The sequence below is a fragment of the Litorimonas sp. WD9-15 genome (assembly GCF_050271975.1).
In the GTDB taxonomy this organism is placed as follows: domain Bacteria; phylum Pseudomonadota; class Alphaproteobacteria; order Caulobacterales; family Maricaulaceae; genus Litorimonas.
This window is the reverse complement of record NZ_CP189850.1, coordinates 1632464-1659398: the sequence shown is the minus strand read 5'-3', so window position 1 is coordinate 1659398 and position 26935 is coordinate 1632464. Positions and strand designations below refer to the sequence as shown.

Here is a 26935-nt window from a genome sequence, read left to right as displayed (position 1 = left end):
TTTAATTAAAAAAAATGACCGGCCAAAGCCGGTCATATCTTGATAAAATATCTAATCTGAAACTAGAAGACGGTGTTCACAACATCGGAACAGGTCGACGTTCCGGCCTCGCAAACCTGATGACTATGCGCACCGCCGCCCTTGCTGTTCGACGTCAGCGTAAAGAACCCGTCATTAGCGGTCGTGGAAACAACCGACCCATCAAGATAGATATCGACAGAAGAACTCGTTGCGCCGTTCCAATTGTAGTCCCAACGCTTCTTGCCCTTGACCTTATAAGCACTGACGGAAGACAGGTTCACATCAACGCCGCCCGTGCCGCCTTCACTGACCGTGACGCTGGAGCTTGTGCTGGCGCTCGCCCCGTCATCATCGGTTACAGTCAGGGTAACGGTATAGGTTCCGGCCGCTGCATAGCTATGCGACGGGTTCTGTGCGCTCGAAGACGCGCCGTCGCCGAAGCTCCAACTGCGCGATACAACACTGCCGTCACTGTCGGAGGAACCATCCGTGAAGCTACAGGTCAGGTCCGTACAGCTCTCAGAGAAGCTGGCTGTTGGTGGTGTATTGACCGGAGGCGTCGTGCCACATGTCGACGGGTCAACGACCAGACCTTGCTGGCCATCCGCATTTCCGCTCAGGCCCAGATCAGCGGTTTTCGCTGCATCAAACAAACACTGTGCGGTTGTGCCATTCAGGAACGGACCCGCCATCCCGTCAGAGGTCGTGAAACCCCAGCTATTGACGGACATAAGAGAGCCTGTTCCGGTGGCCTCATCCATCGGTTGAATCCAGGGTCCACCGGATGAACCGCCGGAAAGCTGGCTGGACGGCAACCACCAATTATCCGATCCTTCTGTCGTCATATCCTCGGCGGAATACATGAAGAACGGATCATCAGAATAGGAATAGCCCAGCGCATGGGTCCAATCCTGCGTAAACTCACCGGGCTGTCCGTCATTCACATTCGGGGCTGCGAAACTGACATCGAAGCTGCCGACCGCAGCGTCAAGCGCACCGCCCGTACCATTGCCGGAATGATTGCCATTATCACCGACAACGTAATAGGCGTAATCCCAAGGGATGTTATTCGGGAAGACACTCGTCGTCCAGTTCTGCTCGACAACGCCGAAGTCTGTGACCCAGCAGCCTTCCGGATCGTTGAAACAATCGCGGTCCGTGCTACCGCCCGTCGTGCCGTCCTGATTCGGGATGAAAATCACATTCCGCGCAAAAGACGCATCCGCATCATCATAGACACAATGCGCCGCCGTGATGATGATGGACCTTCCGGTTGTACCGTCTGTCGCAACCGTACCGGAACAGACATAACCGGACCAGCCGCCACCATTTGGCATCTCATAGAGAAGACGTCCGGCCGCCGTTTGAATGGCGCCCCCATTGGCCCAACGTGAGTTTGCAACGACACCGCCGCCGCCTCCACCGCCGCCATTACCACCTTCAACGGTGAAACCGTAGGAACCGGTCGCGCCGCTATTGCCGCCTTTACGTTTGACATTATCACGTGACAGCACGCGCCAGCTCCCCGAGCCGGAGGTGAAGCCAGAAACTGTGACCTCATATGTATCATTGCCAACATTTGTCCCCGCAAATGTAGACGTTTGACCGTTAAAAGTGACTTCGAAATTGACCTCGCGGACGCCGTCAACATCTGTGACAACGGCTGAGAATGTCTGGCTGGTTCCGATGATGGCACCATTGGCCGGTGTTCTGGACGAAACGGTTGGGGCCTGATTATCTTGCGTAACCTGTGCGTCCCAGTTTTTCGTATTCACGCGCCGCGTATTTGATGTCAGCTCTGACTTCATGGCGTGACCATGCGGCGTCAGCTTTCCTTTTTTACCGCGAATATAGCCCATTCCCCGATGATCGATCAGCATGTCGCGGGGCTCCGCCGCCGCGATACGTTCCGCCGTCCAGTGCTTGAGCACTTTATCCGTTCTGTCATTCGGCGCCGCAACTGCAGCACCCGCCATTGAAAGCGTAAGGCCAAGCCCCGTTCCGGCCATTAGAAATTTATTTAATTTTGTCATTTTTATAGGTCCTCCTGAATCGGCGCTAAGCTCACGTTTCCGTGAAGTCAAACGGGGAACTGACAAAAGTTAAAGAGGATTAATATTCCCTTTCCTCCAAACGGGCGTGGTTTGGGTATGTAAATATATAAAATCTAAGATTGTTTTTTCATTTGAACCAAAAAAAAGACCCGCCGAAGCGGGCCTGAATGTTCAATGTTTTACGACTGCCCTATTTGCGTGAACCACTAATTTTCCCCAAACCTCGTACATAATCCAATCAGCATATCACTCAATTCGGCATGAACATCTTCTTGGAGGAAATGTCCGCCGCCCTTCAGGATTTTATGTGGTTGCCCCGTAGCGCCCGGAATGAGTTTCTGGAACACCGCTTCGCCGCCTTTCGTGACGGGATCTTCGTCGGAGAAGGCTGTGAGGAAGGGTTTGTTCCACTGTTTGAACACCTCCCATGCTGCGATATTGTCCGCGACACCCGCCATATCCGGATGGGTCGGCACGAGCGCGGGGAAGATGCGGGCTCCAGCCTTATAGCTCTCATCAGGATAAGGCGCGTCATAGGCAGCGACCTCTTCCGTTGTCAGATCGCGGGACGTTGCGCCCTGCAGAATCATGCCCGTTGGAAATTCCGGCACGGATTGCGAGAATTTTTGCCATTTCAGGAAGGCGTCTGACGGCGTGCCCTTCCCGACGGGCAGCCCCGTATTCCCCGCCATAACAGCGGCGAAGCGATCCGGATTTTCCGCGACAAGGCGCAAGCCGATCAACCCGCCCCAATCCTGACAGAACAGCACGACGTCAGACACATCCATCTGGTCCAGCCAGTCCTGCATCCACGCGACATGTCCATTATAGGAATAATCCGACATTTCCGTCGGCTTATCCGACCGGCCAAATCCGATCAGATCCGGCGCGAGAACGCGGTAGCCTGCCTCGGCCAGATTCCGGATCATGAAGCGATAGAGAAAGGACCAACTCGGCTCGCCATGCATCATAATAACTGTTCGCCCCGCCTTCGGACCCGTATCGACATAGTGAAGACGAAGCCCCTCTCCGACCTCGCAATAATGCGGCTCGAAATCGTAATCAGGCAGGTTGTCGAAACGATCATCCGGCGTGCGAAGGGCTTGCATATTTAAATCCTATTTTCTTTGGGCCGCAACAATGTGACCGTCGATAATTTTCTCTCCGAGAAGCTTCATCGCTTCCATTCGGTGCAGACCCTCTTGCAACACATAGCGGTCCTTGCCGAGGCGAACATAAATCGGTTTTTGTAAGCCGTTCTCCAGAATATCTTCCGCCAATTCGACGACTTTATCTTGGTCCAGCGTCTTTTGACGCGCTCCCGGCACGTAAATCTTATCTATGACCACATCGACAACGCGCATCGCAAAACTCCGTCAAATTCGATTTTCACGATAGACAGACCTACCGCCTCAATGCAATCAAGATGATATGACCGAATATGTATTTCCACCGCACGATCCTGTTAGCTTGCCCATCCACGGATCCGACGCACGGTTTCCGGTGCGGCGCGTCTATTGTATCGGGAAGAATTATGCAGACCATGTGAAGGAAATGGGGGGCGATATAGGGCGATCTGAACCGATATTTTTTACAAAAGCGGCTGAAACCATTGTCCAAAGTGGGCAGGACATTCCCTTCCCGCCCAACACGACTGATCTGCATTATGAAGTCGAACTCGTCGTTGCGATTGGGCCTGATCTGGATGTTTTCGGCTATGGCGTCGGCATCGACCTGACCCGCCGGGATTTGCAATCCGCCGCCAAGAAAAAGGGCGGGCCCTGGGCGCGGGCGAAGAATTTCAACCACTCCGCCCCCTGCTCTATGCTCACCCCCGCAGCTAATGTCGATCTCGCAAAGGCCCGTATTGTCCTGCGCAAAAACGGCGATATCGTCCAGCACGGCGCTTTGTCCGACATGATTTGGGGCATTGATGAAATCATTGAGCGATTGCGGACCGACATGGATTTACAGCCCGGAGACCTGATTTACACCGGTACACCAGCCGGCGTGGGTCCGGTGCGTGTGGGAGACGAACTTTCCGGCGGTGTGGAAGGCTTACAACGTATTACGGTGCGCTTCGTATAAGCTTGAAAGAAGCCACGTTTTCGTCCAATAATATGTCATGGCTTTTACCTATGACGACATTCTTCTTCCGCTGGCCATCACGGTCATAATCGACAAGAAAGTGCGTACCCCTGAACTCCGCAGTTTTACCCGACAAGCGACGGGCCTGATTGAAATGTTTGAATTAGAGCCGATGACAGGTGAGGAAATCAGAGCTTGGTTCCGTGCCCATTTCCAAGAATTAGAAGCCAAGTTAACGAGCGCGCGGAAAAATACACTCGTCCTGCGCGCCTTATCAAAGTTCAAAGATGACCGCGATGTCGAAGCTGTCTATGACGCGATGGTCTCCATTTCTGTCAGCGACAAAGAATATGTAAAGGCCGAATCAGAGCTGATTAAATCCGCTGCCGCGATCTGGGGCTTTGCCCGTCCGCCACTCAAAGTCGATAAAGTCTCTCAAAAATGATCGATCTGGACGAAACACTTCGCGCTGTTTCGACTGTCCTAGCGGTCAGTGCTTTGATTGATGAGCGGCTTCGCGATATTGAAATGATTGAGTTTTCGCACTCGGTTATGACGATCAATCAACGCATACGCCCGGGCGTAATCCTACCGCGCAAAACTGTTGTAAAGTGGTTTAAAGACAATGAAGACGAGATTACCGTCAAGATTTCCGAAGACGAGAACTCAGTCTGGAGAAAAGAAATCCTCAGCCTCATAACAGACCCTGAACTTCGGCGACTGGTTTTGTCCGCTATGTTCTCTATATCGGTCTGCGATTACGAACTGGATGATGAGGAATGTGAATTCCTCAAATTAGCTGTCTCCCTCTGGGAAACAGGTTTGCCCAGCGTCGCAGATGTTGAGTTGATGGTCGTTTAAAACCGTCAGTCTTTAGCCCTCTTTTTCGAGAGCCTCCATTCGGCGACTTTCTTTTTTCCGCTCAGTTTCTAACAGATAGCGCTTACGAATACGGATGGATTCCGGCGTCACTTCGACCAACTCATCATCATTGATATATTCCAGCGCGAGTTCCAACGTCATCGTTATCGGCGTCGTCAGCGTTACGGCTTCATCGGTCCCGGAGGCGCGAACGTTGGTTAGCTGTTTCCCCTTGAGCGGATTGACGGTCAGATCATTATTGCGGGAATTCTGACCGATAATCATGCCTTCGTAGACTTCTGTCGCATGTCCGATGAACATTTCGCCGCGCGCCTGTAAGTTCCAGAGCGCAAAAGCCAAGGCCTTACCCGTGGAGTTCGAGATCAAGACGCCCTTCTGACGACGGCCAATGCCCGCTTTTGTGCGTGGCTTGTAAACGTCAAAGTTATGATAGAGCAGGCCCGACCCGGAGGTTAGCGTCATGAACTCGGACCGGAAACCGATGAGACCTCGTGTCGGGATTTCATAATCCATCCGCACACGGCCATTTCCGTCCGGCACCATGTCCTGCAAATTACCCTTCCGCTCACCCAGTTTCTCCATGATGGAGCCCTGATGGTCGGCTTCGACATCAACCGTCAGCTTCTCGTAAGGTTCGCAGAGGACACCGTCGATTTCCTTATTCACAACTTGCGGGCGGGAAATCGCGAGTTCGAATCCTTCGCGGCGCATATTCTCGATCAGGATGGAGAGGTGAAGCTCACCCCGACCCGACACACGGAATTTATCGGCATCGTCGAGTTGTTCGACGCGCAGGGCGACGTTGGAAATAAGCTCCTTGTCCAAACGGTCCTTGAGGTTCCGCGACGTGACAAATTTGCCCTCTCGGCCGGCAAAAGGTGAGTCGTTGACTTGGAACGTCATCGAGATTGTAGGCTCATCCACAGAAAGCGGCGGCAGCAGCTCCACATGTTCCGGATCACAGATCATGTCGGAAATACCGAGATTATCGATACCTGTGAAGCAGCAGATGTCGCCAGCAGACACCGAGTCCATTTTCACACGGTCCAGTCCCATAAAGCCGTAGAGATCGACAATACGCCCCTTACGCTCTTTCCCGTCAGGCGAGGCCACGACGACATTTTGCTTGGCGTTCAACGTCCCGCGCACAACGCGGCCAATCCCGATGACGCCTGTATAAGTGCTGTAATCCAGCGCAGAGACTTGCAGCTGCAAGGGCGCATCAGGGTCGACATCCGGAACGGGCGCGTTTTTGACGATGGCTTGGAAGAGCGGTGTCATATCCGTGCCTTCCTGATCCGCTTCATCCGACGCCCAACCATTCAAGGCGGAGGCGAAGACGACGGGGAAGTCTAGCTGCTCATCCGTCGCGCCGAGGCGGTCAAAGAGGTCAAACGTCTGATCGACCACCCAATCCGGGCGCGCGCCGACGCGGTCAATCTTGTTCACAACAACGATGGGGCGAAGGCCTTGCGCAAGGGCTTTCTTCGTCACGAAACTCGTTTGCGGCATGGGGCCTTCGACGGCATCGACGAGCAGCACGACGGAATCGACCATGGAGAGCACGCGCTCCACCTCACCGCCAAAATCCGCATGTCCCGGTGTGTCAACGATGTTAATGCGCCATTCTTGCTTGTCAGGGTCGGTCCAGCCAATCGCTGTGTTCTTGGCAAGAATCGTAATCCCGCGTTCTTTCTCAATATCGCCAGAATCCATAACGCGTTCTTCACGATCCCCGCGCTCATCCAGCGTACCGGATTGACGCAAGAGTTTATCCACGAGCGTGGTTTTCCCGTGGTCAACGTGGGCCACGATTGCGACATTGCGCAGGAATTCGACAGAGTTGGACATGATGGTAATTTCGCGAGTTTTGAACGTTCGCGCGGCCCATAGCGCAATGCCCCTGAATGTCCAGTGTCTATGGCATTTCGACACGGTCAAACTGTGCTTCAATCGTTGCACTTTGCATGAGCCTTAGCCAAATAGAGCTTCAGATATAGGATAATAAAGATATGCGCACTGACACGGCCCCGACTCCGACTCTCCTCTCCGATTATGAACCACCCAGCCATGAACTGACCTCCGTCTATCTGGATTTTGATTTGCAACCCGAGGCCACAACGGTGCGGTCCAAAATTGAGGTCAAACGATTGCGGGATGAGCCCTTCATTCTGAACGGCGAAGAGATTGAGCTGAAATCCGTGAAGATCGACGGGAAGGTGTTGAAGCGATCCGCCTATAAGCTGGATCAGGAAAAGCTGGTGCTCGCCAAGACACCGGAAAGCTTCACACTCGAAATCGAAACGGTTTGCAATCCGAAAGCAAACTCAAAGCTTATGGGACTTTACGTGTCCGGTGGGCGGTTCTGTACGCAATGCGAAGCAGAAGGCTTTCGCCGCATCACCTTCTTCCCCGACCGTCCCGACGTCATGAGTGTCTTCACCGTGCGTATGGAAGCCGATATGGAAACCTACCCCTTCCTCCTCGCCAATGGGAACAAGACCGAGAGCGGCGCCGTTGGAAAAGGCCGCCATTTTGCCGTCTGGCATGACCCCTTTCGCAAGCCCGCCTATCTCTTCGCGCTCGTCGCAGGCCAATTCGATCTGCTGGAAGACAGTTTCACAACCATGTCCGGCCGTCACATTCCGCTGGAAATCTATGTCGACCCCGGCAATGCCCCGCAGGCCGAATATGCTATGGACGCGCTGAAACGCTCCATGAAATGGGACGAGGACGCCTTTGGCCGCGAATATGATCTAGACCTGTTCATGATCGTCGCCGTGCGTGATTTCAATTTCGGGGCGATGGAGAACAAGGGGTTGAACATCTTCAATTCCGCCCTCCTCCTCGCGGATGCAGAATCCGCGACGGATATGAATTTCGAACGGATCGAATCCGTTGTGGCCCACGAATATTTCCACAATTGGACGGGCAACCGCATCACCTGCCGCGATTGGTTCCAACTCTGCCTGAAAGAAGGTTTCACCGTTTTCCGCGATCAAGAATTTTCCGCCGACCAACGCGGCGCGGCAGTCCAGCGCATCAAGGATGTCCGCGCGCTTCGCGCGCGTCAATTCGCAGAAGATGCAGGCCCCCTCGCCCATCCCGTACGTCCTGAATCTTACATGAAGATTGACAATTTCTACACAGCAACAGTCTATGAGAAAGGCGCGGAACTCATCCGCATGCTTAAGACGATACTAGGTGCAGAGAAATTTCGCGCCGGTTGTGATCATTATTTCGAAAAACTTGACGGTACCGCCGCAACGATTGAGCAATTCCTAAAATGTTTCGAAGAGGCAACAGGCGAGGACCTCTCGCAATTCATGCTCTGGTACCAACAAGCGGGTACGCCAATCCTGACCGTGAAACGCGAGACAGTGGTTAATCAACAGCGCATACACTTTAAACAGGCGACAAAACCAACACCAGGGCAACCGAGAAAAAGCCCAGTCGTCCTGCCGATTAAATGGCAGCTGGTGGGCGATAATGGGCCGCTATCAGAACCTCAACTCAAGCTTCTCAAACATGACGCAACCAGCGTGTCATATCCTGCGATTACTGAGCCTCATTCGGTTTCAGTTCTGCAAGATTTCTCCGCTCCCGTCACAGTGAGGAGTGACGCCACGACGGAAGATCTCCTGCGCCTCATGGCCGCTGATCCAAATGCCTTTAACCGCTGGGAGGCCGGACAGACACTCGCACGTCAGCTCATCGCCAGTTTGGCAAAAGCCATTGAAAGCGGGAAAACGCCACCCGTCGATAAAGCTCTGAAAGGCTATTGCGAGGCTCTGGCGCGTACGCTTGATGACCCAAAATTCAATAATGCCTTCAAAGCCTTGGCGTTAACGCCCCCTGCACCGATGGAAGTTTTACAGAGTCTCGATCAATCCGATCCGCTCGCCGTGCATGAAGCTGGAAAATGGCTTTCACGGGCCGTCGCAGATTACCTCCGCGACACCCTGCTCGACCGCTATCACGCACTCACCGATACAGGCGCGTTCAGCCCGGATGCGTCTTCGGCGGGCCGTCGCGCACTGCGTAATCGCTGCCTCGCATTGCTGGCCGCGCGGCATGACCCTCTGGCCGCCACACTCGCGCAAACGCAATTCGCCGAAGCGACGAATATGACGGATGAACTCTCCGCGCTAATGACCCTCACACGCCTTGGCGGACAACGTGTTGAGACGACGATGGAAGATTTCTATTCCAAGTGGGAGAAAAACCCGCTCGTGCTGGACAAGTGGTTCTCGGTCCAAGCCATGCGGCCCCATGCCGGCGGCGTAAGTTCAATCCTCCGCCTCGCAGACTCAACACGCTATGAACGTACGAATCCAAATCGCGTCCGCGCGCTCGTCGGTGGATTTGCGATGGGGAATGCGGAACTATTCCACAAAGCCGATGGCAGTGGTTACAGCTTCTTCACCGACCAAATCATCGACATGGATAGTCGTAATCCGCAAATCGCCGCTCGTCTCCTCGGCGCGTTTGAAATCTGGCGAAAGCTAGATGACAAACGACAAGTAATGATCCGGTCCGAACTCCAACGCGTCATAAATTCCAAGCCGAGCAAGAACGTCTTGGAAATCGCGAAGAAGACTCTGGGAGAATAACTGTCGTAACCCTCCCTTATCTCTTCTGAGGTAAGAGGGCGACATGACGTCTTTACGCACAGCCGAAGGTTTCCGTGACCATGTGTCGGAACAGCGCTTTTCCGTGCTGCGTCAACCCATTGTGTCATTGAAAACCGGACACATTCACCATCACGAATGGCTGGTGCGTTTCGATCATGATGACCATTTGGAGGGTGTTTTACGCCCGGCGGAAGTGTCCGGCGTCATTCGCGATCTCGACTTATCTATGTTGGCGCAATCCATTCTCGTCCTGAATGCTAATCCGAATGATACAGGAATTGCGATCAACCTCTCCGGGGCTTCCGTCGATAAACCAAACTTCATGCCTTCGGTTCTAGCGTGTTTGACCGCCCTAAAAGCGTCTCCAACGAAACTTGTCATCGAGTTGACGGAGAGTTGGCACATGCAGGAATTAGGACCCGCAGAAGCTCTTATCGTTGAATTGAAAACACGCGGACATCCGGTGTGTTTGGATGATGTCGGGGCGGGGGCGGCGTCGATCCGTTACTTACGCGCCCTGCCCGCCAATTGGTTAAAAATCGACGGTGGGTTCGTGGCTGCGGCCTTTAACACGGCACGCGACCGCGCGATTTTGAAAGCTCTGCTATCCTTGCGGGACGCGCTGGATGTGCGTTTCATCGCAGAGGGTGTTGAAACGGAAGAACTCCGTCAATTTGTGATCGATTTGGGGTTTGATGCTGCGCAAGGTTACGCCATTGGACATCCTGAACCCGAACCCCGCATCGGACGCATTGTTTCGTAACGGTTTAGCAACGAAATCCGACGCAAAAACGCAGTTTCCCTATAATATCAATCTTATATTAACCACGTTTTGTTCGACTGGAAGGATATCGACAGCTAACCCTGTAGGTACTGATTCGGCGATGGGGATCGCTATCATTTATTCAGGCCATCATTATCATAATGGCCACGACCTGCCGATTGGTAAAGGGGATTTCAAAGGTGCAAAACGGGCAGGGTCAGAACGGACACAATCAGGGGGGCGTTCACGGAACATCCGCGCAGCCCTATGTGCCACGCCCCGCTCAGGCTCGATCCATCCCCATGGGGACGGCCCCCACTCCGCATTATTCACAACAGATGCCGGGCCGACCTGCACAGGGTCAGAGGCCGCAAGGCTTTCAACCGCCTCCAAACGCTATTTCTACACCTGTGGGAACATCAAAGCCCTTACAGTCCTTTTCGACCTCCAGTTCCAACGATCTCGTCACACGGCTTTCAGACCGGGTCGGAGGTCGCGATATTTTCAAACGTTTGCTCATCACAACATTGCTGTTCTTCACCCTGTTTCTCATCATCGCGACAATCAAATTCGTAAATGATCGGCAGGCCAACCTTTCAGAAGAGATCACAACATTTGAAACCCGCTTAATAACGGACTCCGAAACCGTCGGGAAAACTCTGGACTCAGAATTTACGTGGATGGAGACCGCCCTCACCATGCGGGGCGGTGCGCAGGACATTGTGAACTTTACAACGCAGTCGCAAAATATCATTGGCGCGGCTTTGCTGAACGGCGATGGCCGGGTGATTGCGGAGACAACGAATGCAGGCGCGGCTTTAGCACAAATTGATCGTCGTAATTTTCCGACCGCTGGACGAAAAATAGACTCACTCATAGATGATGGAAGCGTGGTTCGGCCTGTCCTGATCCGCCGCGTCGGGGATAATTATCTATCAGTTATACTGAAACCCGGGAGCCTGATTGGAGACCTTAAAGGCAGCAAATCCCTGGCTTTAGAATCGGGTCGTTTGATTGATGCGCCTATTTCCATCGCCACTCAAGGACCACAGACTTATTACCGCGTCTCGGCCAATCAGCTTTCAAATATGCTCCAGGGATCAACCTCCGCAAAAGTCAGTTCGCTCGTGCGAAACGACAACAAACTTTGGTTTGGGTCCGCCTCTATACGCAATTCATCGCTTTCGATTTTGGACACGACGCCCCGCGGAAAGAATGCAGGTATTTTGCAAAACCTCATGCTTTTTGGCCTACTTTTTCTGGGTTCCGCTTGGTTGATATGGATGTTGATGAATCAACTTCTTCGTCAAATTGACGCTATGCGGGATCAGAATATGCAAGAGGAGGTCTCCCGCCAGCGTTACCGTGCGGCCGTGGATGGATCTAACGGTGGCATTTGGGAAGTCGACCTGACGCGTAACCTGACATATCTTTCCCCCTCGCTCGCAAAGACCATGGGATTGAAAGAACAGGAAACGCATCTACCCCTGCCGCAATTTCTGGCCCTGTTCAGCACGGCGCAGCGGGACCAATTTTACAATCACCTCAAACGCGCCCACCTAAACGGATCATTTCAAATCGAATTAGGCGCGGCTGCACTGCCCATCTATGTGTCCTGCCGGGGACGCCCGACCGTTCGCGAAGATCAATCCAAAATCGTGATCGGAATGGCATTGGACATTACCGAGACACGCGGCGCGCAGGCGCGGTTACAAGCCGCTGAGGCTCGGTTATTTGATGCATTGCGGTCTATGAATGATAGTTTCGTGATTTGGGATCAACTCGATCGTCTTGTGCTTTGGAACAGTAAATTCGAAGATTTTTTCGGCTTTGAACCCGGTATTTTGCGCCCCGGGCTTCCATATTCTCAAGTCGAATTTGCCGCTGAAGCGGCTATCGCACAAACGGTCCGCCTATCCGACGACACTGGCAATGAGCTTGAGTTGAAGGATGGACGTTGGGTCCGGTATTTGGAGACCTACACGGCGGATGGAGCCCGCGTTTCAATCGGTACAGAAGTTACAACAATCCGAACGCGAGAGCAGCAATTACAGGACAATCAAAATGCCCTGGAGAAAACAATTAATGTCTTGCGGAAGTCGCAAGTGCGTATTGTCGAGCTTGCGGAAAAGTACGAGCAGGAAAAAATCCGCGCTGAGGAAGCCAATCAATCCAAGTCTGAATTCCTCGCCAATATGTCTCATGAACTGCGAACTCCGCTCAATGCGATTAACGGCTTCTCTGACATTATGAAGAAGGAAATGTTCGGTCCGCTCGGGGATGCGCGTTACAAAGAATATGTGAATGACATCCTGTTTTCCGGTCAACACTTACTCTCCCTCATTAATGATATTCTGGACATGTCCAAGATTGAGGCGGGTAAGATGACGTTGAATACGGAACACATGGTCATGTCCGATATGGTCGGTCAGGTCATTCGTATTATTCGCGGCCGCGCGGATGAGAACCGCCTCAAACTTATTTACGATGGTCGAGAAACGCCGGAAATTGAAGCTGACCCTCGCGCCGTGAAGCAAATCCTACTGAATCTGATGACAAATGCGATTAAGTTCACACCGGAAGGTGGCGTCGTGACTGTGAATGTGGAGTCGAAGTCTGCGGGTCTGATTGTGAGTGTGTCAGACACAGGCATTGGCATTAGTGAAGAAAACATCAAACGCCTCGCTCAACCCTTTGAGCAAATTGACAGTCAAAATAGTCGCCAGCATGAAGGTACGGGACTGGGACTCGCGCTGTCCAAATCTCTCGTCGAATTGCATGGCGGGAATTTCAATATAAGTTCTGTTATCGGGGAAGGCACAACCGTGACCTTCACACTTCCCGTCTCGGTCATGAAGAAACAGGCCAAACCGATTGGGAGTGAAGTCGGGAGTGAGATTTCACGCCTCGCACAAGATATCGCAGAGGTGCTTGAAACCAGTCACGAGCAGATCGGTGCGGCCACCCCCGGTTCAAAACCGGCCCCCGTTCAAAGCCCGACAACGCCTCTACCCCTTCCGATGGCACCGCCGCATCAAAGCAGCGCCGCTTAAGGCTTTACCAGAACTTCGGTTTCGGGCTTTGTATCGACAAGCTTCGACTTCACCCGGGGAAAGAGAAGCGCCGCGCGCAGGCCCGGTCGATCGGGGTCTCCACCCTTATCGACCGCTGGTAGATCGTCATTATCTGTCATAACAAATTCTGCTTGGTGAAGATCGGCGACGGCCTCGACAAGGGAAAGGCCCAGGCCGCTTCCCGGTAGAGATCTCGATTTATCGAGTCGAACAAACCGTTCTTTCACCCGCTCCCGATCCCAACTCGGGATGCCGGGGCCGTTATCTCTGATGGAAACCTCGACACCACCGCCCCGTCTTTTACGACAGACAAGTGCTACGGCGCCGCCTTCCGGCGTATATTTAATCGCGTTTTCCAAGAGGTTGGAGACGGCCTGTGACAGTAATCCTCTATCGGCGGAGATCAGGGTCTTCGCCGCAATATCCGCCGTAAAACTCAGCCCCGCATCTTCACAGGCCGGTTCGTACAATTCGGCCAAATCATCCAAAATGGGTTTGGGATCGAGGGGTTTGAGAAGCCCGCGCTGTTCGCCGGCCTCTAGGCGAGCAATGCGCAGGACCGAATCAAAAGTGGAGAGTAATTGATCTGCATCCCCTGCGGCTTCATACAGGGTTATCGCTTCATCCGTGTCACCGAGCTCGACGGCTGCCGTTTCCAGACGGGTCCGAAGACGTGTCAGCGGCGTCCGAAGGTCATGCGCCACACTGTCACCCGCATAGCGCATAGCAGACATGAGGCGGGAGATATGGTCCAACATGGCGTTCAGATGTTCTGCCAGCAGGTCCATCTCGTCTTCGGAATAATTGCGCGGGGCGCGACGGTCCAAATTTCCCGCCCGTACATCGGTCGCAAGGCGGTTGAACCCCTCGACACGCAGGGCAAAGCGGCGCGAGACGAAGAAGGAGGAGAGCAGGCCCAGAAAGAGCGCGATACCGGAAGAGGTCAGGATCGCGGTCCGAACACGTTCGCCCGTGCGCATGACGGCCTCGACATCCCGCCCGACGATCAGGCGCAGGACAGGTTTGTTCTCGAGATAGATATAATCGGTCGTAATGCGCCCGCGATTGGATTCGATATTGTCTTCGCCGTCCACCGGCTTTTCAAACACGATTTCGGTCTTGTCTTTTTGCAGCGTTTCCGCGTCCAGAAAACCTTCGCCGAGATCTTCGGGCTGCAGCCCCAAATTCCCGATTACGCCTTCTTCCGTTTGCAGAATGTAAAGCCGTTCATAGGAGAGACCACGAAGGATGATGGCGCGACCGACGGGCTCAAGACCGGCTTCGGTATAGATGCGGCGGTAAAGCGGAGAGTCGGGTGTCGCGAATTGGCTGAGAACGCCAGACTGTTTTGCGAGCAAAATGGCGCGTTCGCCACTCTCCCGATATTCCGTTCTGAGTTCGGCAATTTCCGCATCAATCGAACGGTCTACGCGGCGCAATTCGCTCTGCACCACGGCGTAATAAACATAGCCCAGCGCCACAAAGAGCGAGAGCACAAAGAGCAATGCGCCCAGCAGAGATAATCTGAAGAGCGTGTTGCGATAGAGTTTACGAATTGAGCCAACCATCGGGCTCGCCTACAGACTTAGACCTGCAAACGATAGCCCGCACCGCGCACGGTATGCAAAAGGGGTTCGTCAAATTCTTTGTCGATCTTCCCGCGCAGACGCGAAATATGGACGTCGATGACATTTGTCTGGGGGTCAAAGTGGTAGTCCCAGACCTTTTCGAGCAACATCGTGCGGGTCACAACACGTCCGGCATTGCGCATCAGACATTCCAGCAAACGAAACTCGCGCGGCTGCAGCAGAATTTTCTGTCCGTCGCGGCGCACAGTCCGCGCGAGGAGGTCCATCTCCAACCCGCCGACCTTCAGCTTTGTGACAGCGGCGGTCGGGTCGGACCGTCGGCCAATCGCTTCGACACGTGCGAGAAGTTCCGTGAAACTATAGGGCTTGGCGAGATAATCATCGCCGCCCGCCCGCAGGCCTTCGACCTTCTGGTCAACTTCGCCCAATGCGGACAGGATCAGCACGGGAACGGCATCGCCGTCCTCCCGCAAATCGGCGAGCACTTCGAGGCCGTCACGCTTGGGCAGCATTCGGTCCAAAATCAGCGCATCATAATCTGCGGCACGGGCCATTTCGAGACCGAGATCTCCGTCGGGTGCGAGGTCTACGACATGGCCAGCCTCCATTAAGCCCTTGCGGACATATTCGGCGGCGACCGAGTCATCTTCGACGACTAATATTCTCATTTCTTTTTTCTCCATAGGTCCCCACCCACTTTCTTAAATTGATACCGCCTTGCTATAAGGGCAGCACCATAAATGTTTCCTGTCCGTCTTTTCTACGTACGTTCAGGAGGATATCTGTCTGCCCATTCGTCCTTGCATTCAGGACAATGGACTTCCATTTTCTAACTTCGGCAATCGGCTGTGAATCTGCTTCGAGTAAAACCATGCCGAGTTTAAAGCCTGCGCTCTCAGCCAAACTGCCCGGCTCAACACTCTCAACATACACGCCGACCTGATCGGAGCGCATATTAATGGCGGAGCGGAATTCCGCTGAAATATCCAACAGGTGCAAACCCGTATCGATATTGACCTTCGGCAGAGACGGATCACGCGGCGGAGGCGGCACGGGCAGGCCCTGCGCTTCCGCACTCTTGCGCTGGAGGTCATATTTCTCCGGCCGCTCACCGATTTGAACGTCGAGGGAATATGTCTGCTCGTTCCGCTCATAAATGAATTTGGCAACTTTGCCGGGCATAATATCGGCGATAGCACGTGTCGCCTCGACGGAATTCCGCACGGTCTGGCCGTTAATGTTCAGGATGATGTCATCGACTTGCAGACCGTAAATATCCGCAGGACTTCCCGCCAGAATATCGTTAACGGTCGCGCCGGATTTATAAATTCCGGGCTCGCCTTCTAGCTCGAAGGTCGCGGTCCGCAGGCCTGCGCCAAGATAGCCGCGACGGACGAAACCGTCCTTGCGGATAGAGTCAATAATCTCCTCCGCCGTGTGATGCGGGATGACAAATGCAATCCCGACACTCGCCCCAGTGGGAGAATAAATCGCAGAGTTCACGCCGACAACATCGCCTTCGAGGTTAAAGAGCGGTCCACCGGAATTGCCGCGGTTAATCGTGGCATCCGTCTGGATATAATCGACATAGGAGCCGCTATCGACCTTCTCGCGCCCAATCGCAGAGATGACGCCGAGCGAGGTCGACTGACCAATCCCGAACGGATTACCAATCGCGACAACCCATTCGCCTATGCGGAGCTCGTCTTTCTGATGAAAGTTCACGTAAGGAATGCGCTCATCCGTATCGATACGAAGCAAAGCGAGGTCTGTTTCTTCATCTGTGCCGATAATGCTGGCCGGATATTTGCGGCCATCATTGAACTCGATATTGATGTACGTCCCGCCCTCAATGACGTGATAATTCGTGACGACTTCCAATTCGTCGGAAATGATAAAGCCGGAGCCCTGCCCCTCGGATGTTGTCTCACCACTTTCCGTTGTCACAACGATATTAACCACGGACGGACTGACGCGGTCCACAAGATTGGCAATAGACGGAAGCGCACTGATCGGCATATCCATCAAGTTTGTGCCAATTGGAGGCTGTGGATTAGCTTGCGGCAGGGGCAGTCCCGCTTGCAGTTCAGGCGCAGGATTTGGAACGACGGTCAGATTTGGCTTTTCAGCCTCGCCCATATCGCGCAGCGATTTAAACTGCGTCTCGGACATGGGCGCGTCCAATACGACTTCATACTTATCCGAGTCGGCATAAATTACGGTTGCATCTTGGGCGATGACTTGCGGTGCAAGTCCAAACGCCATCACGCTTCCCAATAATGTCAGTTTCATTTTGGACACGGGAGTCCCCTTCTTCGCTTACCAGACTGCAAGGGTTCAGATGACCCAATGCTGTCCAAAACATGACGAAACATCCATATAGGGATGATTTCACATCAGCGCCGAAAAAATCCGTAAAAATAATTGTTTGCAGGCATCGGGCGCAGCTCGGATTGATTAAAGCCGTTGAGTGCGAAGATATGTTTAACAAAGTCTGACTCGCGTACGCCCCAGGCGCAATTTCGTGATTTTAGCGAGGCATCAAAGTCGAGATTGGACGGAGCAGAATCCTCGCCGAAGAGATAGGGTCCGTAAAGCCAGACAGCCCCCCCATCTTTGACCAGCTTGGCTGCGCCCCGCGCCAAACCTTCCAGCGCCTCAACTGGCGCAATGTGAATCATATTTGCGCAGAAAATGGCATCATATTCGGACAGCGCTTTTGTCCAGTCGTCTGTCGTATCAATCTCTAGCGGCGCGGGCAGGTCCAGACCGGAATGGGCAATCCACGCCGATTGGCTTTCCCGCGACTCCGCATTGGGATCAGAAAATTGCCAGTCCAGATCTGGACGCGCCACGAGGGTCGTGATGCCGTGCTGTCCGGTCCCGCTCGCAATCTCGAGGACCTTTGCATTTTGCGGTAGGACACGCGCCAGATGCTCCGCTATGACTTCACGGTTTCGTCCCGCAGACGGCGAAAACAAACGTCCATCCTCCTCTATCCGAGCTTCCAATGCGATAGGTTTATCCGTCATGTATCTCTCGCGATGGGAAGGCGTAAGACAGCTTTCAAACCACCAATACTGGCGCGGTCTAATCTTAGTGATCCCTTATAAGCCTGTGCCAAATCATCAACGATAGACAGCCCCAAGCCGCTGCCTGGCGTCGCCTCGTCCAATCTCGCACCGCGTTGAAGGGCCGTCGCATATTCTTCCGGCGTAAGACCGGGGCCATTATCCTTGACCGTAACCAAACAAAAGCCTTCATCCTCAAGCTTGACCTCAAGCTCGACACGGTCGGTCGTCCATTTGGCGGCATTGTCCATCAGGTTTCCGACCATATCTTCCAGATCGCGCGGCGCACCGCGGAACATCAAACCTGTCTCCCCTGTGCGGACAATCTGCAAATCCTTATCCCGATAGATGCGCGGTAGCGTTCGGACGAGACCGTCTATGATCGGGTCCATCTCCGCCCGCACACCGATGGCCTGCCCGCGTGCCGCCGCCCGTGCACGGCGCAGATGATGGTCAACCTGTTGCGCCATAGATTCGGTCTGTCGCGACACAACTAAGGAGTTCGTGACGTCGCCCATGGCAGCTTCGTTCCGTAAAACTGCAATCGGTGTTTTCAACGCATGGGCCAGGTTTCCAACATGCGTTTGCGCACGATCAACGACAGATTTATTATGCAAGATCAGAGAGTTAAGCTCGCCTGCCAGCGGTGCAATCTCAGGCGGGTAGACGCCTTCGACCTCTGCCGCACGTCCCTCCCGTACATCCGCAATCCGCTCACCGAGGGCAAAGAGCGGTCTGAGGCCAAGGCGGACCTGTGCGTAAACGGCAAAAATCAGCCCAAGCGTCAGAATGACAATCATCGTCACCGCCGTTAGTGTGAAGGTCCGAATGGCACTGATAACAGGCGTACGGTCTGCCGCTGCGAGAACGATAACAGGCGTGTCCATATTCGGAAGAATCACTTGCCGCGCAACGACGCGCAGCGCTTCATTTGCATCAATATCCGGCCCGTCCGTGACAAATCGCACGGGCTCCTGTTCCTGCAGCGCCAGAGAAGACCGAACAGTTGCACTTATGGGTAAAGAGGAGCCGTAGAGTGACCGCGAAGAGAGCCGCGGTATGATATCATTCCGGTCATTGGCTTCGCCAATCATCCAGTATTTTCCTGACAGTGCCCGCTGATAACGCGGGTCGGGCAATTCCCGTGACAGGCGGAGAGCGCCGTCATCCGCGACCTCGACGCTCGCGATCAATCCAATGACGGCTGATTCCAGCGGCTCGTCAAAGGCCCGATAGGTCGAATTTCGCGACAACCATGTCAGGGCAAGTGCCGTGATAATCAGACCCGGAACAGCCCAGAGGGCCGCTGCGCGAACAAGAGAGGAAACCAGCGATGGCGGCTGGCGTCGGGTCATTTAAGTGTCAGCGTTTTCAGCATCCGGATCGAGCAGACGATAGCCCAGACCGCGCACGGTCTCGATCCGGTCGGTCCCGATCTTTTTCCGCAGACGCCCTACAAAAACTTCAATCGTGTTCGAATCACGGTCAAAATCCTGATCGTAAATATGTTCGACCAGTTCTGTCCGTGAAATCACGCGACCCTTATGCGACGCCATATAGGACAGCAGGCGGAATTCATGGCTCGTCAATTTGATCGCCATACCGTCAACAAAAGCACGCGCAGCCCGGTTATCAACCATGAGATCGCCAATCTCTATCGTGTCCGTCGTGTGACCCGCCGCGCGACGCAGCAGCGCCCGCAGCCGCGCCATGAGTTCTTCGGTATGGAAAGGCTTGGTCAGGTAGTCATCTGCCCCGGCATCGAACCCAGCGACTTTTTCGGACCACTGATCTCGAGCCGTTAAGATCAAGACAGGGAACGTCTTCCCATCCGCCCGCCATTTCTGCAAAACACTCACGCCGTCAATTAGGGGCAGGCCCAGATCCAAAACCACAGCGTCATAAGGTTCCGTATCGCCAAGGAAGTGACCTTCCTCACCATCCGGCGCAACGTCCACGGCATAGCCCGCATCCTTAAACGCAGATTTAAGCTGGCGTGCCAAATCGGCATCATCTTCGACAATCAGAATACGCATGGGGGACCTTTCGCGCAAAATAGTAAAGGAGTCGGCGGTTGGGTTACTTTTTGACGCGTCCGGTATTGGCGTCAATATAAACATCGACAACTTTGCCATTCTTGGCAATCACGCGGACGCGGTAAGTATCGCCGCGGCGGGAAATATCCACGACTTCGCCGCCTTTGACACGGGACCGAGCGATGGATTTCGCTTCAGCCGGTGAGACGGAGCGCTGGGCTTCCAACACAATATCCATGCTATAGGATTGAGCAAAGCCCGGCGCGGCAGCACCGAGGCTCAAAACAGCCGCTAAAGCTGCGGAAAGGATATGACGTTTCGTCAACATTTCTGTGGTTTAGCCGTTCGCCCCTGAACACTTCCTGAATAGCTCTCTTAAGCCCTATTCAAGTTAAGACAATCTAAATCAAGCCCGCCCGCAGATCATGTTTCTCGCCATCAGGTAATTGTGCAGCCAACACGCTCGCGCCCGCCATTTCACCGCGCGTCAGTTTGATCTGCGGCGTGATATAGAGGTCGCCCGTCCCGTCCTTGGCGCGCACACCTTTCCCGCTCAGGCGGAAGCGCTTGCCACTATTCGTACCCGCCGGAATATTCAACGAGACCTTCCCCGTAGGCAGATCAATCTCGACTTTCGTACCCTTTAGGGCCTCAGAGAGGGAAATAGGCACGTCGAGTTTTAAATCATTGCCGTCGCGCACCAAATTGCGATGCGGCAGGACCGTGATTTTCACGCGGGCATCGCCCGCCGGACCGCCATTGACGCCGGCTTTGCCCTTACCGCGCAAACGTACAGTTTGACCGTCCTTGATTCCCTTAGGAAAACGCACACTTAGTCCACGGCCCAAATCCTTTACCCCACCTGTTAAGGCATCAATTAGGGTCATTTTTAGCGTATAGCGAACATCTTCACCGCGTTGTGGCGGGGCTTGGCGCTGTTGAAAACCACCCCCGCCGCCCATGCCGCCTGCACGGCGACCGCCGCCCATATTCATGCCAAAGAGCGAGGAGAACAGGTCGGACATGTCGTCCTGACCGCCCATTCCGCCAAACCCGCCAAAGCCCGTATCCATGCCGCCCTGCGCATTGGCATGGCGAAACCCGCCAGCAAACGGGTTTTGCTGCTGGCCGGAGGCATCGACCTGCCCCGTATCATATTGGCGGCGCAAATCCTCATTCGAGAGTAGGTTATAGGCCGCCGTGACCTCCTTGAACTTCGCCTCAGCCGCTGGATTATCAGGATTCACATCCGGATGGAGGGTCTTGGCCAGCTTGCGATAAGCCGACTTGATCTCTTTATCCGTCGCGGTTTTGGGCACGCCCAGTAATGTATAAGGATTCTTCGCCATAGTGCGGTAGAGATAGGTCAGTTTGACGCGGTTTCAACGGGTTAAACGATGATTTCCGCGCGCGGCCCTTCACCTGTGAGCGTATCGAGTTGCGCGACGGAGACTTTGACACCCGAACCCGTCAAGATGGGTAGTGTGGCAGAGATTCCCGCCACATCAATCTCCTCCGTCTCCCACTTCACACGGAACACGGCATTCGGGTCAATTTCGTTCGACTCGTCGCGATTACGGGGTATCCAATCCAGACGAGTCATCTCTCCCTCGGCTGTCACGGAGAGATGGACGGGTGAGAGCGGTCTGCGATGCGCGGCCCTATATGTAAAAGTGGCGGGGACGCCGGACCGTCCGCCTGCCTTGATCGTGACCTCAACCTCCTGCCCGAGAAAATCATCCTCTACGGGCAGCGTCGCCAGTCCACCGTCCAGCGCAATAATCCTAGCCCCTGCAGGGACGCGGAAAACTTGCCCGTCATCGGAATTGGACAAACCGCGCAAAAGCGTTTTCAGGCGGTAGCTCTCCGGCCCCGTTAGCACGATATCCGCCGCGCCGATGATTTCCCAGCCCTTCGCGGTTTCAATCGCAAAACGGTTTCGACCCGCCATCACATCTGCCTCCGACCGTGCGACGAGTTGCGCGCCGGGCATCCAGATGTTGAGTTCGCCTGTCCGGTCCCAGACACCTATTGGTCCTACTCGTAAGTCTGACGTCGTGCCCCCAATTCTGACAGGCGCTTCAACTGTGACGGAGATGGAGTCTAAGGATAAAATCGCAGGTCTGAACGGGTCCATCAGGGCGCCAAGTTGCGGCCCCTCCGTACCCGGAAATTCGAAGGTCGCGGCGACGGGTTCAGAAACCCAGACCGGATTTTCACTCCGCCCCGTATCAGACCCCGTCACGACCGCATCAGCTTTCCGATCCGACATCAGAACCGCTCCGACATCGAGCTGATCGCCGCGTTGAAGCGTGACGATTTGCCAGACGCCCGCCGTCTCCGGCAAGCGAATCCGCCCACCCACGGAGACGTCATCCGCTGCCATGGGCGAGAGCGAGAAGCGCGCCATCTGCCGCGCAGGTTCGCTCTGCGCCAAGAGGTGGTCGACAATGCGCCGCGCTTGACCGGGGTCGAAAACGATGGGGGCTTGCAGATCGGCAATCCGGACCGTTTCAGCCAATTCATTTCGCGCGGACACTGTCGCCGTCTGGTAATCGCGACTGGCGTCGATAAAGGTCAACCGCGCATCCTTGAGCGAGGCGGTATTATCCTCAGTGCTGAACGTTACAAGTCCGCCTTCTCTGTCGATGAAATTATTTAATTCCAGTGAGATTATAGGCGTTTCCGAAGGGGTGAAGAAGTGGACGATACCGCCCTCTTCCGCGAGAGAAATGTCATAGGCCTGCATCAAGGCGGAGAGCGCATCCCGCGCGCGCATCGGACGATCAATCGTAAAACCCGAGACAAGACCGGAGACGCGGCTGACATCAATGTCGAACAGCCCCGCTTCCGCGCAAATATCGGTGATCACATCGGCCAGAAGAACCAGTCCCGTCCGCCCATTAATCCAATGCCCCGTTTGCCAGTTCTGGCCGTCCGACCAAGTATCCGTGCGGGCCGGAAAATCTGGATAAGGCCGGGCATCCCAGGCCCAGACTGCCATGGCGGAACTATCGATCATCCGCTCGCCCGACACACCGGAAACGGGATTATTCGCGGCGTTCTCCCAATATCCCATCATCGCCTCCAGATAACGTCTTTGTATGAGATCATCGCGGGAACCGTCTGAATAATATGGGATATCTGATTCAATGGATTGCCCGTCAGAGAAGATGTTGGGTTGGTTCGCGCCGAACCTCACGGCGGGGCAGCCGATCTCCGTCAACCAGAAAGGTTTGCTTTCCGGCACCCAATCTGTCGGGGATTGCTCAACGCCGCCAATGCGGTTGCGATGCTCATTTTTCCACCAATTTCGGAGGTCTTTATAGCGGTAGATCCAGTCGGAAATCGGCGTTCGGATCTGCGCATCCCGGTCCGCATCCGATGCATAATACCACTCATAGCCTTCCCCACCCTCGATATTGGCAGAGAGATATTCGGGCGCGTAAGGATGGTCAAAATTCGCGCCGTCCACATGGTCACCCTCCCGCCAATCGGAGAGTGGAAAATAGGCGTCAATCCCGACCGCCGTGATTGCGGGATGAGACCATAATTCATCAAGATGAAAGTTTACGTCACCGCTTCCGTCTTGGGGATGGAATCCAAAATATTCCGACCAATCGGCGGCATAAGTTATACCCGTATTCGGCCCCAACATCGCACGAACATCACCCGCCAATTCCGCCAGTTTTTCCACCGCCGGAAAACGGTTCGAGGCATCGCGCAATGTCGTCAACGCGACCATTTCAGACCCAATGACAAAGCGGTCCACGCCGCCCGCCCGTCGCGCCAGATTGGCCTGGGTCAGGATATAATTGCGAAAGCGATTATCGGGACCCCGGTGATGGTCTTCGCCCGCGCCGAGAGTGAAATCGGACCCCTGCGCCGTCCCGAAAAAATCATTGATATCGCCCCGCACACCATTCGTCCCGTCACGGTGGGACGTCACCCGCCCTCGCCACGGGAAGCCCTCTACATCCATCATCAGAAACGGATAGAGCGTCACCGTCATCCCGCGTCCGCGGATCGCGCGAATGGCCTGAATGATGCTCTCATCAGAAGGTGTGCCGCCAAAGTTTGGACGGCCCCCATTGGCGACCGACTCGCCATCCGTACTGACCAACCAGGCCGAGCCGCGATTGTCGCGCCCGACCTGCCACTCGCTGTTCCGAACATTTCGAAAATCCTGCTCGACACCGGGCCTAATTTCACAGTCCGCCGCCCGCATCGACGTCCCGAACCAGCTATTGATAATCGACACATTTCGACAATTGGGAAGCTGCGCCTGTAGCTGGTCCAGCGCCAATTCGATATCCGCCTGCCCCGACAGATTATTCATATTCATTGGACGCGTCTGACCGGGGCGTTGGCTTTCCTCGATAATCGTCGTGGCATAGGCAAACTCCCCCGATCCGGGCAGCAGGTTCACCGATTGGACAAGGCTTTCCAACCGTCCCGATTGCCGCCCCGCCCGCACGACCTCCACATTGATCTGCGGCAGGCGGGAACCGTATTCATCCAGCGGAAAGTCCTCGAACACGAGATAGGCCGTCCCGCGAAAGGCCGGGACGGCTCTGGGTTCTGTCGCTGCGATAATTGGGTCGGGCGCTTGGGTCTCGGTCCCCCGATAAACCCGCATATCCAGCCCCACTGTTGCGAGCGGCACCCCATTCGCCCAAATCCGGTCCACGCCAAGAATTTCACCCTCACAGAGGCCAATCGCAAAACTAATAGTATAGCTAAAATTCGTCTGTGTCGGTCCGCCGCCCTTCCCGCCCACGGATTCTTCCGTCGAGGTCTCACGCACATGGCTTGCCCAAATCACCTGCCCCGCCAGTCGCACACGACCGAAAACCCGCGCCATGGGCGCACCGTCCCGACTGGTTTGCAGATGAAATCCGTCCAGCCTCGGCCCTTGGAAATTGCGATTATCGAATGCACGGCTGATATAGCTCGTCGCCGTCGCAATCGCGATCTGGCTGGCCGTATTGACGAGGGCCTGTCCGGCAAATTGTGCAGCCGTCGTGGCGAGATTGGCCATGATTTACTCCTGTGAGAGCGGTGGAAAGGCAAAGCTAGCGACGTGACGCCGCTGCCAGAAAGGAACCAGATGTGATTCCACGACCGCCTTGCCCCAATAGGCGTGGAGCAGCGTGTCGGGCGCGGAGAGAATACCGATATGTTTGCACGGCGCAGTGGGCGTCATGCGGAAAAGGAGCGCATCCCCCGGACGTGGCGTGGCAATCGGCGTGAGCCACCGCGCCGCCGCATCGCGCAAGGTTTCTTCACCCGATTGCTCCGCCCAGTCCGGCGTGTAGGCGGGCGGGGTTTCCGGCTCTGCCCCATAAAGCTCCCGCCAGATACCACGAATGAGGCCGAGACAGTCTGTCCCCGCGCCCTTCACGCTCGCCTGATGCCGATAGGGCGTGTCGAGCCAGTCTCGCGCGAGGCGCAGGATTTCGGCCCTCAACTGTGGATCGCTCATAATCGGTAACGCGAACTTCCATCGCGGCGATCTGCGGATCGTATATCGGATTGCAGCGCGTCATCGCCGAGGAGGTAGGGGAAGCCACGGAAATTGAGCGTGTTCGCGAACTGATCCCGACAGGCGAGAAAGGTGCGCGGGCAATCCGTGTCTTCGGGAAAATCTGTGATGTTTAATCCGCATCGTGTATCCCCAAAACTCGCATCGCATTGGCGGGAAAAGACGCGGCCTGTGGACCGGTCGAGCAAGCTGGCGAGGCCGAGCCATTCGGCTTCGAACCGATCTCCATTTTGAGAGATGTCACCGATGCGTCCCTCACTCAGAAGGACTGTCTCACCACGCCGCCAATCATGCCGGAATTGCGCGATACGGGCCGTGTCCAATGCGCCGTCGCGAATGGCTTGCGGCGAGAGATTTGGGAGGTCGAGAACGGTTTGAAGCGTGGCGCTATCCGCCGCTAATCCGGCCTGTGTTTCAATGAGGGAACTCTCCGCCCCGCTACGTGGAGAATAGGTCACGCCGTCTATATTTAAGTCCACATCATGATCGGTCAATCCGATGGTGGACCCGTCCTTCAAGGTCAGCCGCCAGAGGAAGCAGAGTGTCGTAACCTCAGACATAATCCTGCACCTCGATCAGGGGGATGTCCTGAATTTGCGTCGCGCCGAAATCATCGAGAACAATGTCGAGCACGTCGGAGCCGAAACGGACGGGAACATCGAATTCGAAGCCGGCTGTGACGATGGCCCCAGTATTTGGCGGCATCGCAAAGATGATAATTCCGGAGAGGAGATCGACGTCAAATTCTGTTGTAACAATGCCATCAATCGCGGCGACAACCGTGCCCGCAACAGGTTTTGTGATGGGCCGCCAATAAGTATATGGCGCGTTACCATAGGCTTTGCGAAGTTGAAAACGGGTCGTCTCTCCATCGCCATATCCGAGCCGTTGATCTGTCGGCGCAATTAAATTCGAACTCGCATGATCCAATGGGTCGCGAAAGCGGAAAGCGTATAAAGGCCCATATCTCGCCTCAAAGAATGACATAATTTCAGTGGCTTGTTCCGAGGACTTCAATCCTGCGACGGCGTTGTAACGTCGTTTGGAATGACGATGTGGAGCATTTCTAACTTCGCCGCCACTTGCCAGCGGAAGGATTGTGGTGCGCCGCACGGGGCCACCACTCGCGCCGAAAGCGAGGTGGAGCGGGAAGCGGATATCGTGAAAATCTGTCATGT

22 protein-coding genes are annotated in these 26935 nt (G+C 54.8%); 6 read left to right on the top strand and 16 right to left on the bottom strand.

Translation table 11 applies throughout. From position 1 onward, the window contains the following. Window positions 1-62: 62 nt before the first annotated feature. The 3 genes from ACP9M6_RS07710 to ACP9M6_RS07700 form a co-directional block, all read right to left on the bottom strand. Window positions 63-2054, bottom strand: coding sequence for a PKD domain-containing protein (locus ACP9M6_RS07710; protein WP_427449957.1), 1992 nt, complete (start codon window positions 2052-2054; stop codon window positions 63-65). 227 nt (window positions 2055-2281) lie between these two features. Continuing rightward, complete coding sequence (locus ACP9M6_RS07705) at window positions 2282-3184, bottom strand: haloalkane dehalogenase (protein ID WP_427449955.1); 903 nt, start codon at window positions 3182-3184, stop codon at window positions 2282-2284. Window positions 3185-3193: 9 nt separating this feature from the next. Beyond that, entirely contained in the window at window positions 3194-3439 is a 246-nt protein-coding gene (locus ACP9M6_RS07700; protein WP_427449954.1) for a ParB N-terminal domain-containing protein, read from the bottom strand. Window positions 3440-3506: 67 nt separating this feature from the next. On the opposite strand from ACP9M6_RS07700, the gene ACP9M6_RS07695 reads away from it, so the two are divergent. The 3 genes from ACP9M6_RS07695 to ACP9M6_RS07685 are packed head-to-tail and all read left to right on the top strand — an operon-like array spanning window position 3507 to window position 5024. Next, complete coding sequence (locus tag ACP9M6_RS07695; RefSeq protein WP_427449952.1) at window positions 3507-4163, top strand: fumarylacetoacetate hydrolase family protein; 657 nt, start codon at window positions 3507-3509, stop codon at window positions 4161-4163. A gap of 37 nt (window positions 4164-4200) precedes the next feature. Continuing rightward, window positions 4201-4608: a hypothetical protein gene (locus tag ACP9M6_RS07690; protein ID WP_427449951.1), complete on the top strand. Its 408-nt coding sequence runs from the start codon at window positions 4201-4203 to the stop codon at window positions 4606-4608. Then, window positions 4605-5024, top strand: coding sequence for a hypothetical protein (locus ACP9M6_RS07685; protein ID WP_427449950.1), 420 nt, complete (start codon window positions 4605-4607; stop codon window positions 5022-5024). Before ACP9M6_RS07690 ends, ACP9M6_RS07685 begins: the two co-directional genes overlap by 4 nt. Before the next feature lie 12 nt (window positions 5025-5036). Here the strand turns inward: ACP9M6_RS07685 and typA are convergent, their stop codons facing one another. Beyond that, on the bottom strand, window positions 5037-6896 hold the full coding sequence (typA, locus tag ACP9M6_RS07680; protein WP_427449949.1) for a translational GTPase TypA: 1860 nt from the start codon (window positions 6894-6896) through the stop codon (window positions 5037-5039). Window positions 6897-7057: 161 nt separating this feature from the next. Between typA and pepN the strand changes: the two genes are divergently transcribed. From pepN to ACP9M6_RS07665, 3 genes are all read left to right on the top strand, one after another. Next, the gene (pepN, locus tag ACP9M6_RS07675; RefSeq protein WP_427449947.1) at window positions 7058-9658 is read left to right on the top strand and encodes an aminopeptidase N; all 2601 of its coding nucleotides are present in this window, start codon (window positions 7058-7060) and stop codon (window positions 9656-9658) included. 43 nt (window positions 9659-9701) lie between these two features. Beyond that, complete coding sequence (locus ACP9M6_RS07670) at window positions 9702-10442, top strand: EAL domain-containing protein (RefSeq protein ID WP_427449945.1); 741 nt, start codon at window positions 9702-9704, stop codon at window positions 10440-10442. Between the two features lie 161 nt (window positions 10443-10603). Further along, the gene (locus tag ACP9M6_RS07665) at window positions 10604-13495 is read left to right on the top strand and encodes a PAS domain-containing sensor histidine kinase (RefSeq protein ID WP_427449943.1); all 2892 of its coding nucleotides are present in this window, start codon (window positions 10604-10606) and stop codon (window positions 13493-13495) included. On the opposite strand, the gene ACP9M6_RS07660 is transcribed toward ACP9M6_RS07665, so the two are convergent. The 12 genes from ACP9M6_RS07660 to ACP9M6_RS07605 all read right to left on the bottom strand — a co-directional run bounded on the left by ACP9M6_RS07660 (window position 13492) and on the right by ACP9M6_RS07605 (window position 26933). Beyond that, window positions 13492-15084, bottom strand: a complete 1593-nt coding sequence (locus ACP9M6_RS07660) for an ATP-binding protein (protein WP_427449941.1) — start codon at window positions 15082-15084, stop codon at window positions 13492-13494. The two genes, ACP9M6_RS07665 and ACP9M6_RS07660, sit on opposite strands and share 4 nt — an antisense overlap. Before the next feature lie 17 nt (window positions 15085-15101). After that, the gene (locus tag ACP9M6_RS07655; protein ID WP_427449940.1) at window positions 15102-15773 is read right to left on the bottom strand and encodes a response regulator transcription factor; all 672 of its coding nucleotides are present in this window, start codon (window positions 15771-15773) and stop codon (window positions 15102-15104) included. A 52-nt stretch (window positions 15774-15825) separates the two neighbouring features. Further along, complete coding sequence (locus tag ACP9M6_RS07650; RefSeq protein ID WP_427454766.1) at window positions 15826-17397, bottom strand: trypsin-like peptidase domain-containing protein; 1572 nt, start codon at window positions 17395-17397, stop codon at window positions 15826-15828. 104 nt (window positions 17398-17501) lie between these two features. Further along, the gene (locus ACP9M6_RS07645; protein ID WP_427449938.1) at window positions 17502-18137 is read right to left on the bottom strand and encodes a DUF938 domain-containing protein; all 636 of its coding nucleotides are present in this window, start codon (window positions 18135-18137) and stop codon (window positions 17502-17504) included. Continuing rightward, complete coding sequence (locus tag ACP9M6_RS07640) at window positions 18134-19531, bottom strand: sensor histidine kinase (protein WP_427449936.1); 1398 nt, start codon at window positions 19529-19531, stop codon at window positions 18134-18136. The genes ACP9M6_RS07645 and ACP9M6_RS07640 overlap by 4 nt, the downstream gene beginning before the upstream one ends. Further along, complete coding sequence (locus tag ACP9M6_RS07635) at window positions 19532-20212, bottom strand: response regulator transcription factor (protein ID WP_427449934.1); 681 nt, start codon at window positions 20210-20212, stop codon at window positions 19532-19534. Between the two features lie 43 nt (window positions 20213-20255). Next, window positions 20256-20540, bottom strand: a complete 285-nt coding sequence (locus ACP9M6_RS07630; RefSeq protein WP_427449932.1) for a PepSY domain-containing protein — start codon at window positions 20538-20540, stop codon at window positions 20256-20258. A gap of 73 nt (window positions 20541-20613) precedes the next feature. Then, window positions 20614-21561, bottom strand: a complete 948-nt coding sequence (locus tag ACP9M6_RS07625; protein WP_427449930.1) for a DnaJ C-terminal domain-containing protein — start codon at window positions 21559-21561, stop codon at window positions 20614-20616. Between the two features lie 41 nt (window positions 21562-21602). Beyond that, entirely contained in the window at window positions 21603-25253 is a 3651-nt protein-coding gene (locus ACP9M6_RS07620; protein ID WP_427449929.1) for a baseplate multidomain protein megatron, read from the bottom strand. A 3-nt stretch (window positions 25254-25256) separates the two neighbouring features. Continuing rightward, a complete protein-coding gene (locus tag ACP9M6_RS07615; RefSeq protein WP_427449927.1) occupies window positions 25257-25697 on the bottom strand; it encodes an NlpC/P60 family protein in 441 nt (146 codons plus the stop codon). After that, window positions 25694-26317, bottom strand: coding sequence for a DUF2163 domain-containing protein (locus ACP9M6_RS07610; RefSeq protein ID WP_427449925.1), 624 nt, complete (start codon window positions 26315-26317; stop codon window positions 25694-25696). The genes ACP9M6_RS07615 and ACP9M6_RS07610 overlap by 4 nt, the downstream gene beginning before the upstream one ends. Then, window positions 26310-26933: a phage distal tail protein, Rcc01695 family gene (locus ACP9M6_RS07605; RefSeq protein ID WP_427449924.1), complete on the bottom strand. Its 624-nt coding sequence runs from the start codon at window positions 26931-26933 to the stop codon at window positions 26310-26312. The genes ACP9M6_RS07610 and ACP9M6_RS07605 overlap by 8 nt, the downstream gene beginning before the upstream one ends. Window positions 26934-26935: the final 2 nt, after the last annotated feature.

Bases quoted from the DNA above. Each gene is read 5' to 3' on its own strand.
- ACP9M6_RS07710 (WP_427449957.1), bottom strand. From the start codon at position 2,054: ATGACAAAATTAAATAAATTTCTAATGGCCGGAACGGGGCTTGGCCTT.
- ACP9M6_RS07705 (WP_427449955.1), bottom strand. From the start codon at position 3,184: ATGCAAGCCCTTCGCACGCCGGATGATCGTTTCGACAACCTGCCTGAT.
- ACP9M6_RS07700 (WP_427449954.1), bottom strand. From the start codon at position 3,439: ATGCGCGTTGTCGATGTGGTCATAGATAAGATTTACGTGCCGGGAGCG.
- ACP9M6_RS07695 (WP_427449952.1), top strand. From the start codon at position 3,507: ATGACCGAATATGTATTTCCACCGCACGATCCTGTTAGCTTGCCCATC.
- ACP9M6_RS07690 (WP_427449951.1), top strand. From the start codon at position 4,201: ATGGCTTTTACCTATGACGACATTCTTCTTCCGCTGGCCATCACGGTC.
- ACP9M6_RS07685 (WP_427449950.1), top strand. From the start codon at position 4,605: ATGATCGATCTGGACGAAACACTTCGCGCTGTTTCGACTGTCCTAGCG.
- typA (WP_427449949.1), bottom strand. From the start codon at position 6,896: ATGTCCAACTCTGTCGAATTCCTGCGCAATGTCGCAATCGTGGCCCAC.
- pepN (WP_427449947.1), top strand. From the start codon at position 7,058: ATGCGCACTGACACGGCCCCGACTCCGACTCTCCTCTCCGATTATGAA.
- ACP9M6_RS07670 (WP_427449945.1), top strand. From the start codon at position 9,702: ATGACGTCTTTACGCACAGCCGAAGGTTTCCGTGACCATGTGTCGGAA.
- ACP9M6_RS07665 (WP_427449943.1), top strand. From the start codon at position 10,604: ATGGCCACGACCTGCCGATTGGTAAAGGGGATTTCAAAGGTGCAAAAC.
- ACP9M6_RS07660 (WP_427449941.1), bottom strand. From the start codon at position 15,084: ATGGTTGGCTCAATTCGTAAACTCTATCGCAACACGCTCTTCAGATTA.
- ACP9M6_RS07655 (WP_427449940.1), bottom strand. From the start codon at position 15,773: ATGAGAATATTAGTCGTCGAAGATGACTCGGTCGCCGCCGAATATGTC.
- ACP9M6_RS07650 (WP_427454766.1), bottom strand. From the start codon at position 17,397: ATGAAACTGACATTATTGGGAAGCGTGATGGCGTTTGGACTTGCACCG.
- ACP9M6_RS07645 (WP_427449938.1), bottom strand. From the start codon at position 18,137: ATGACGGATAAACCTATCGCATTGGAAGCTCGGATAGAGGAGGATGGA.
- ACP9M6_RS07640 (WP_427449936.1), bottom strand. From the start codon at position 19,531: ATGACCCGACGCCAGCCGCCATCGCTGGTTTCCTCTCTTGTTCGCGCA.
- ACP9M6_RS07635 (WP_427449934.1), bottom strand. From the start codon at position 20,212: ATGCGTATTCTGATTGTCGAAGATGATGCCGATTTGGCACGCCAGCTT.
- ACP9M6_RS07630 (WP_427449932.1), bottom strand. From the start codon at position 20,540: ATGTTGACGAAACGTCATATCCTTTCCGCAGCTTTAGCGGCTGTTTTG.
- ACP9M6_RS07625 (WP_427449930.1), bottom strand. From the start codon at position 21,561: ATGGCGAAGAATCCTTATACATTACTGGGCGTGCCCAAAACCGCGACG.
- ACP9M6_RS07620 (WP_427449929.1), bottom strand. From the start codon at position 25,253: ATGGCCAATCTCGCCACGACGGCTGCACAATTTGCCGGACAGGCCCTC.
- ACP9M6_RS07615 (WP_427449927.1), bottom strand. From the start codon at position 25,697: ATGAGCGATCCACAGTTGAGGGCCGAAATCCTGCGCCTCGCGCGAGAC.
- ACP9M6_RS07610 (WP_427449925.1), bottom strand. From the start codon at position 26,317: ATGTCTGAGGTTACGACACTCTGCTTCCTCTGGCGGCTGACCTTGAAG.
- ACP9M6_RS07605 (WP_427449924.1), bottom strand. From the start codon at position 26,933: ATGACAGATTTTCACGATATCCGCTTCCCGCTCCACCTCGCTTTCGGC.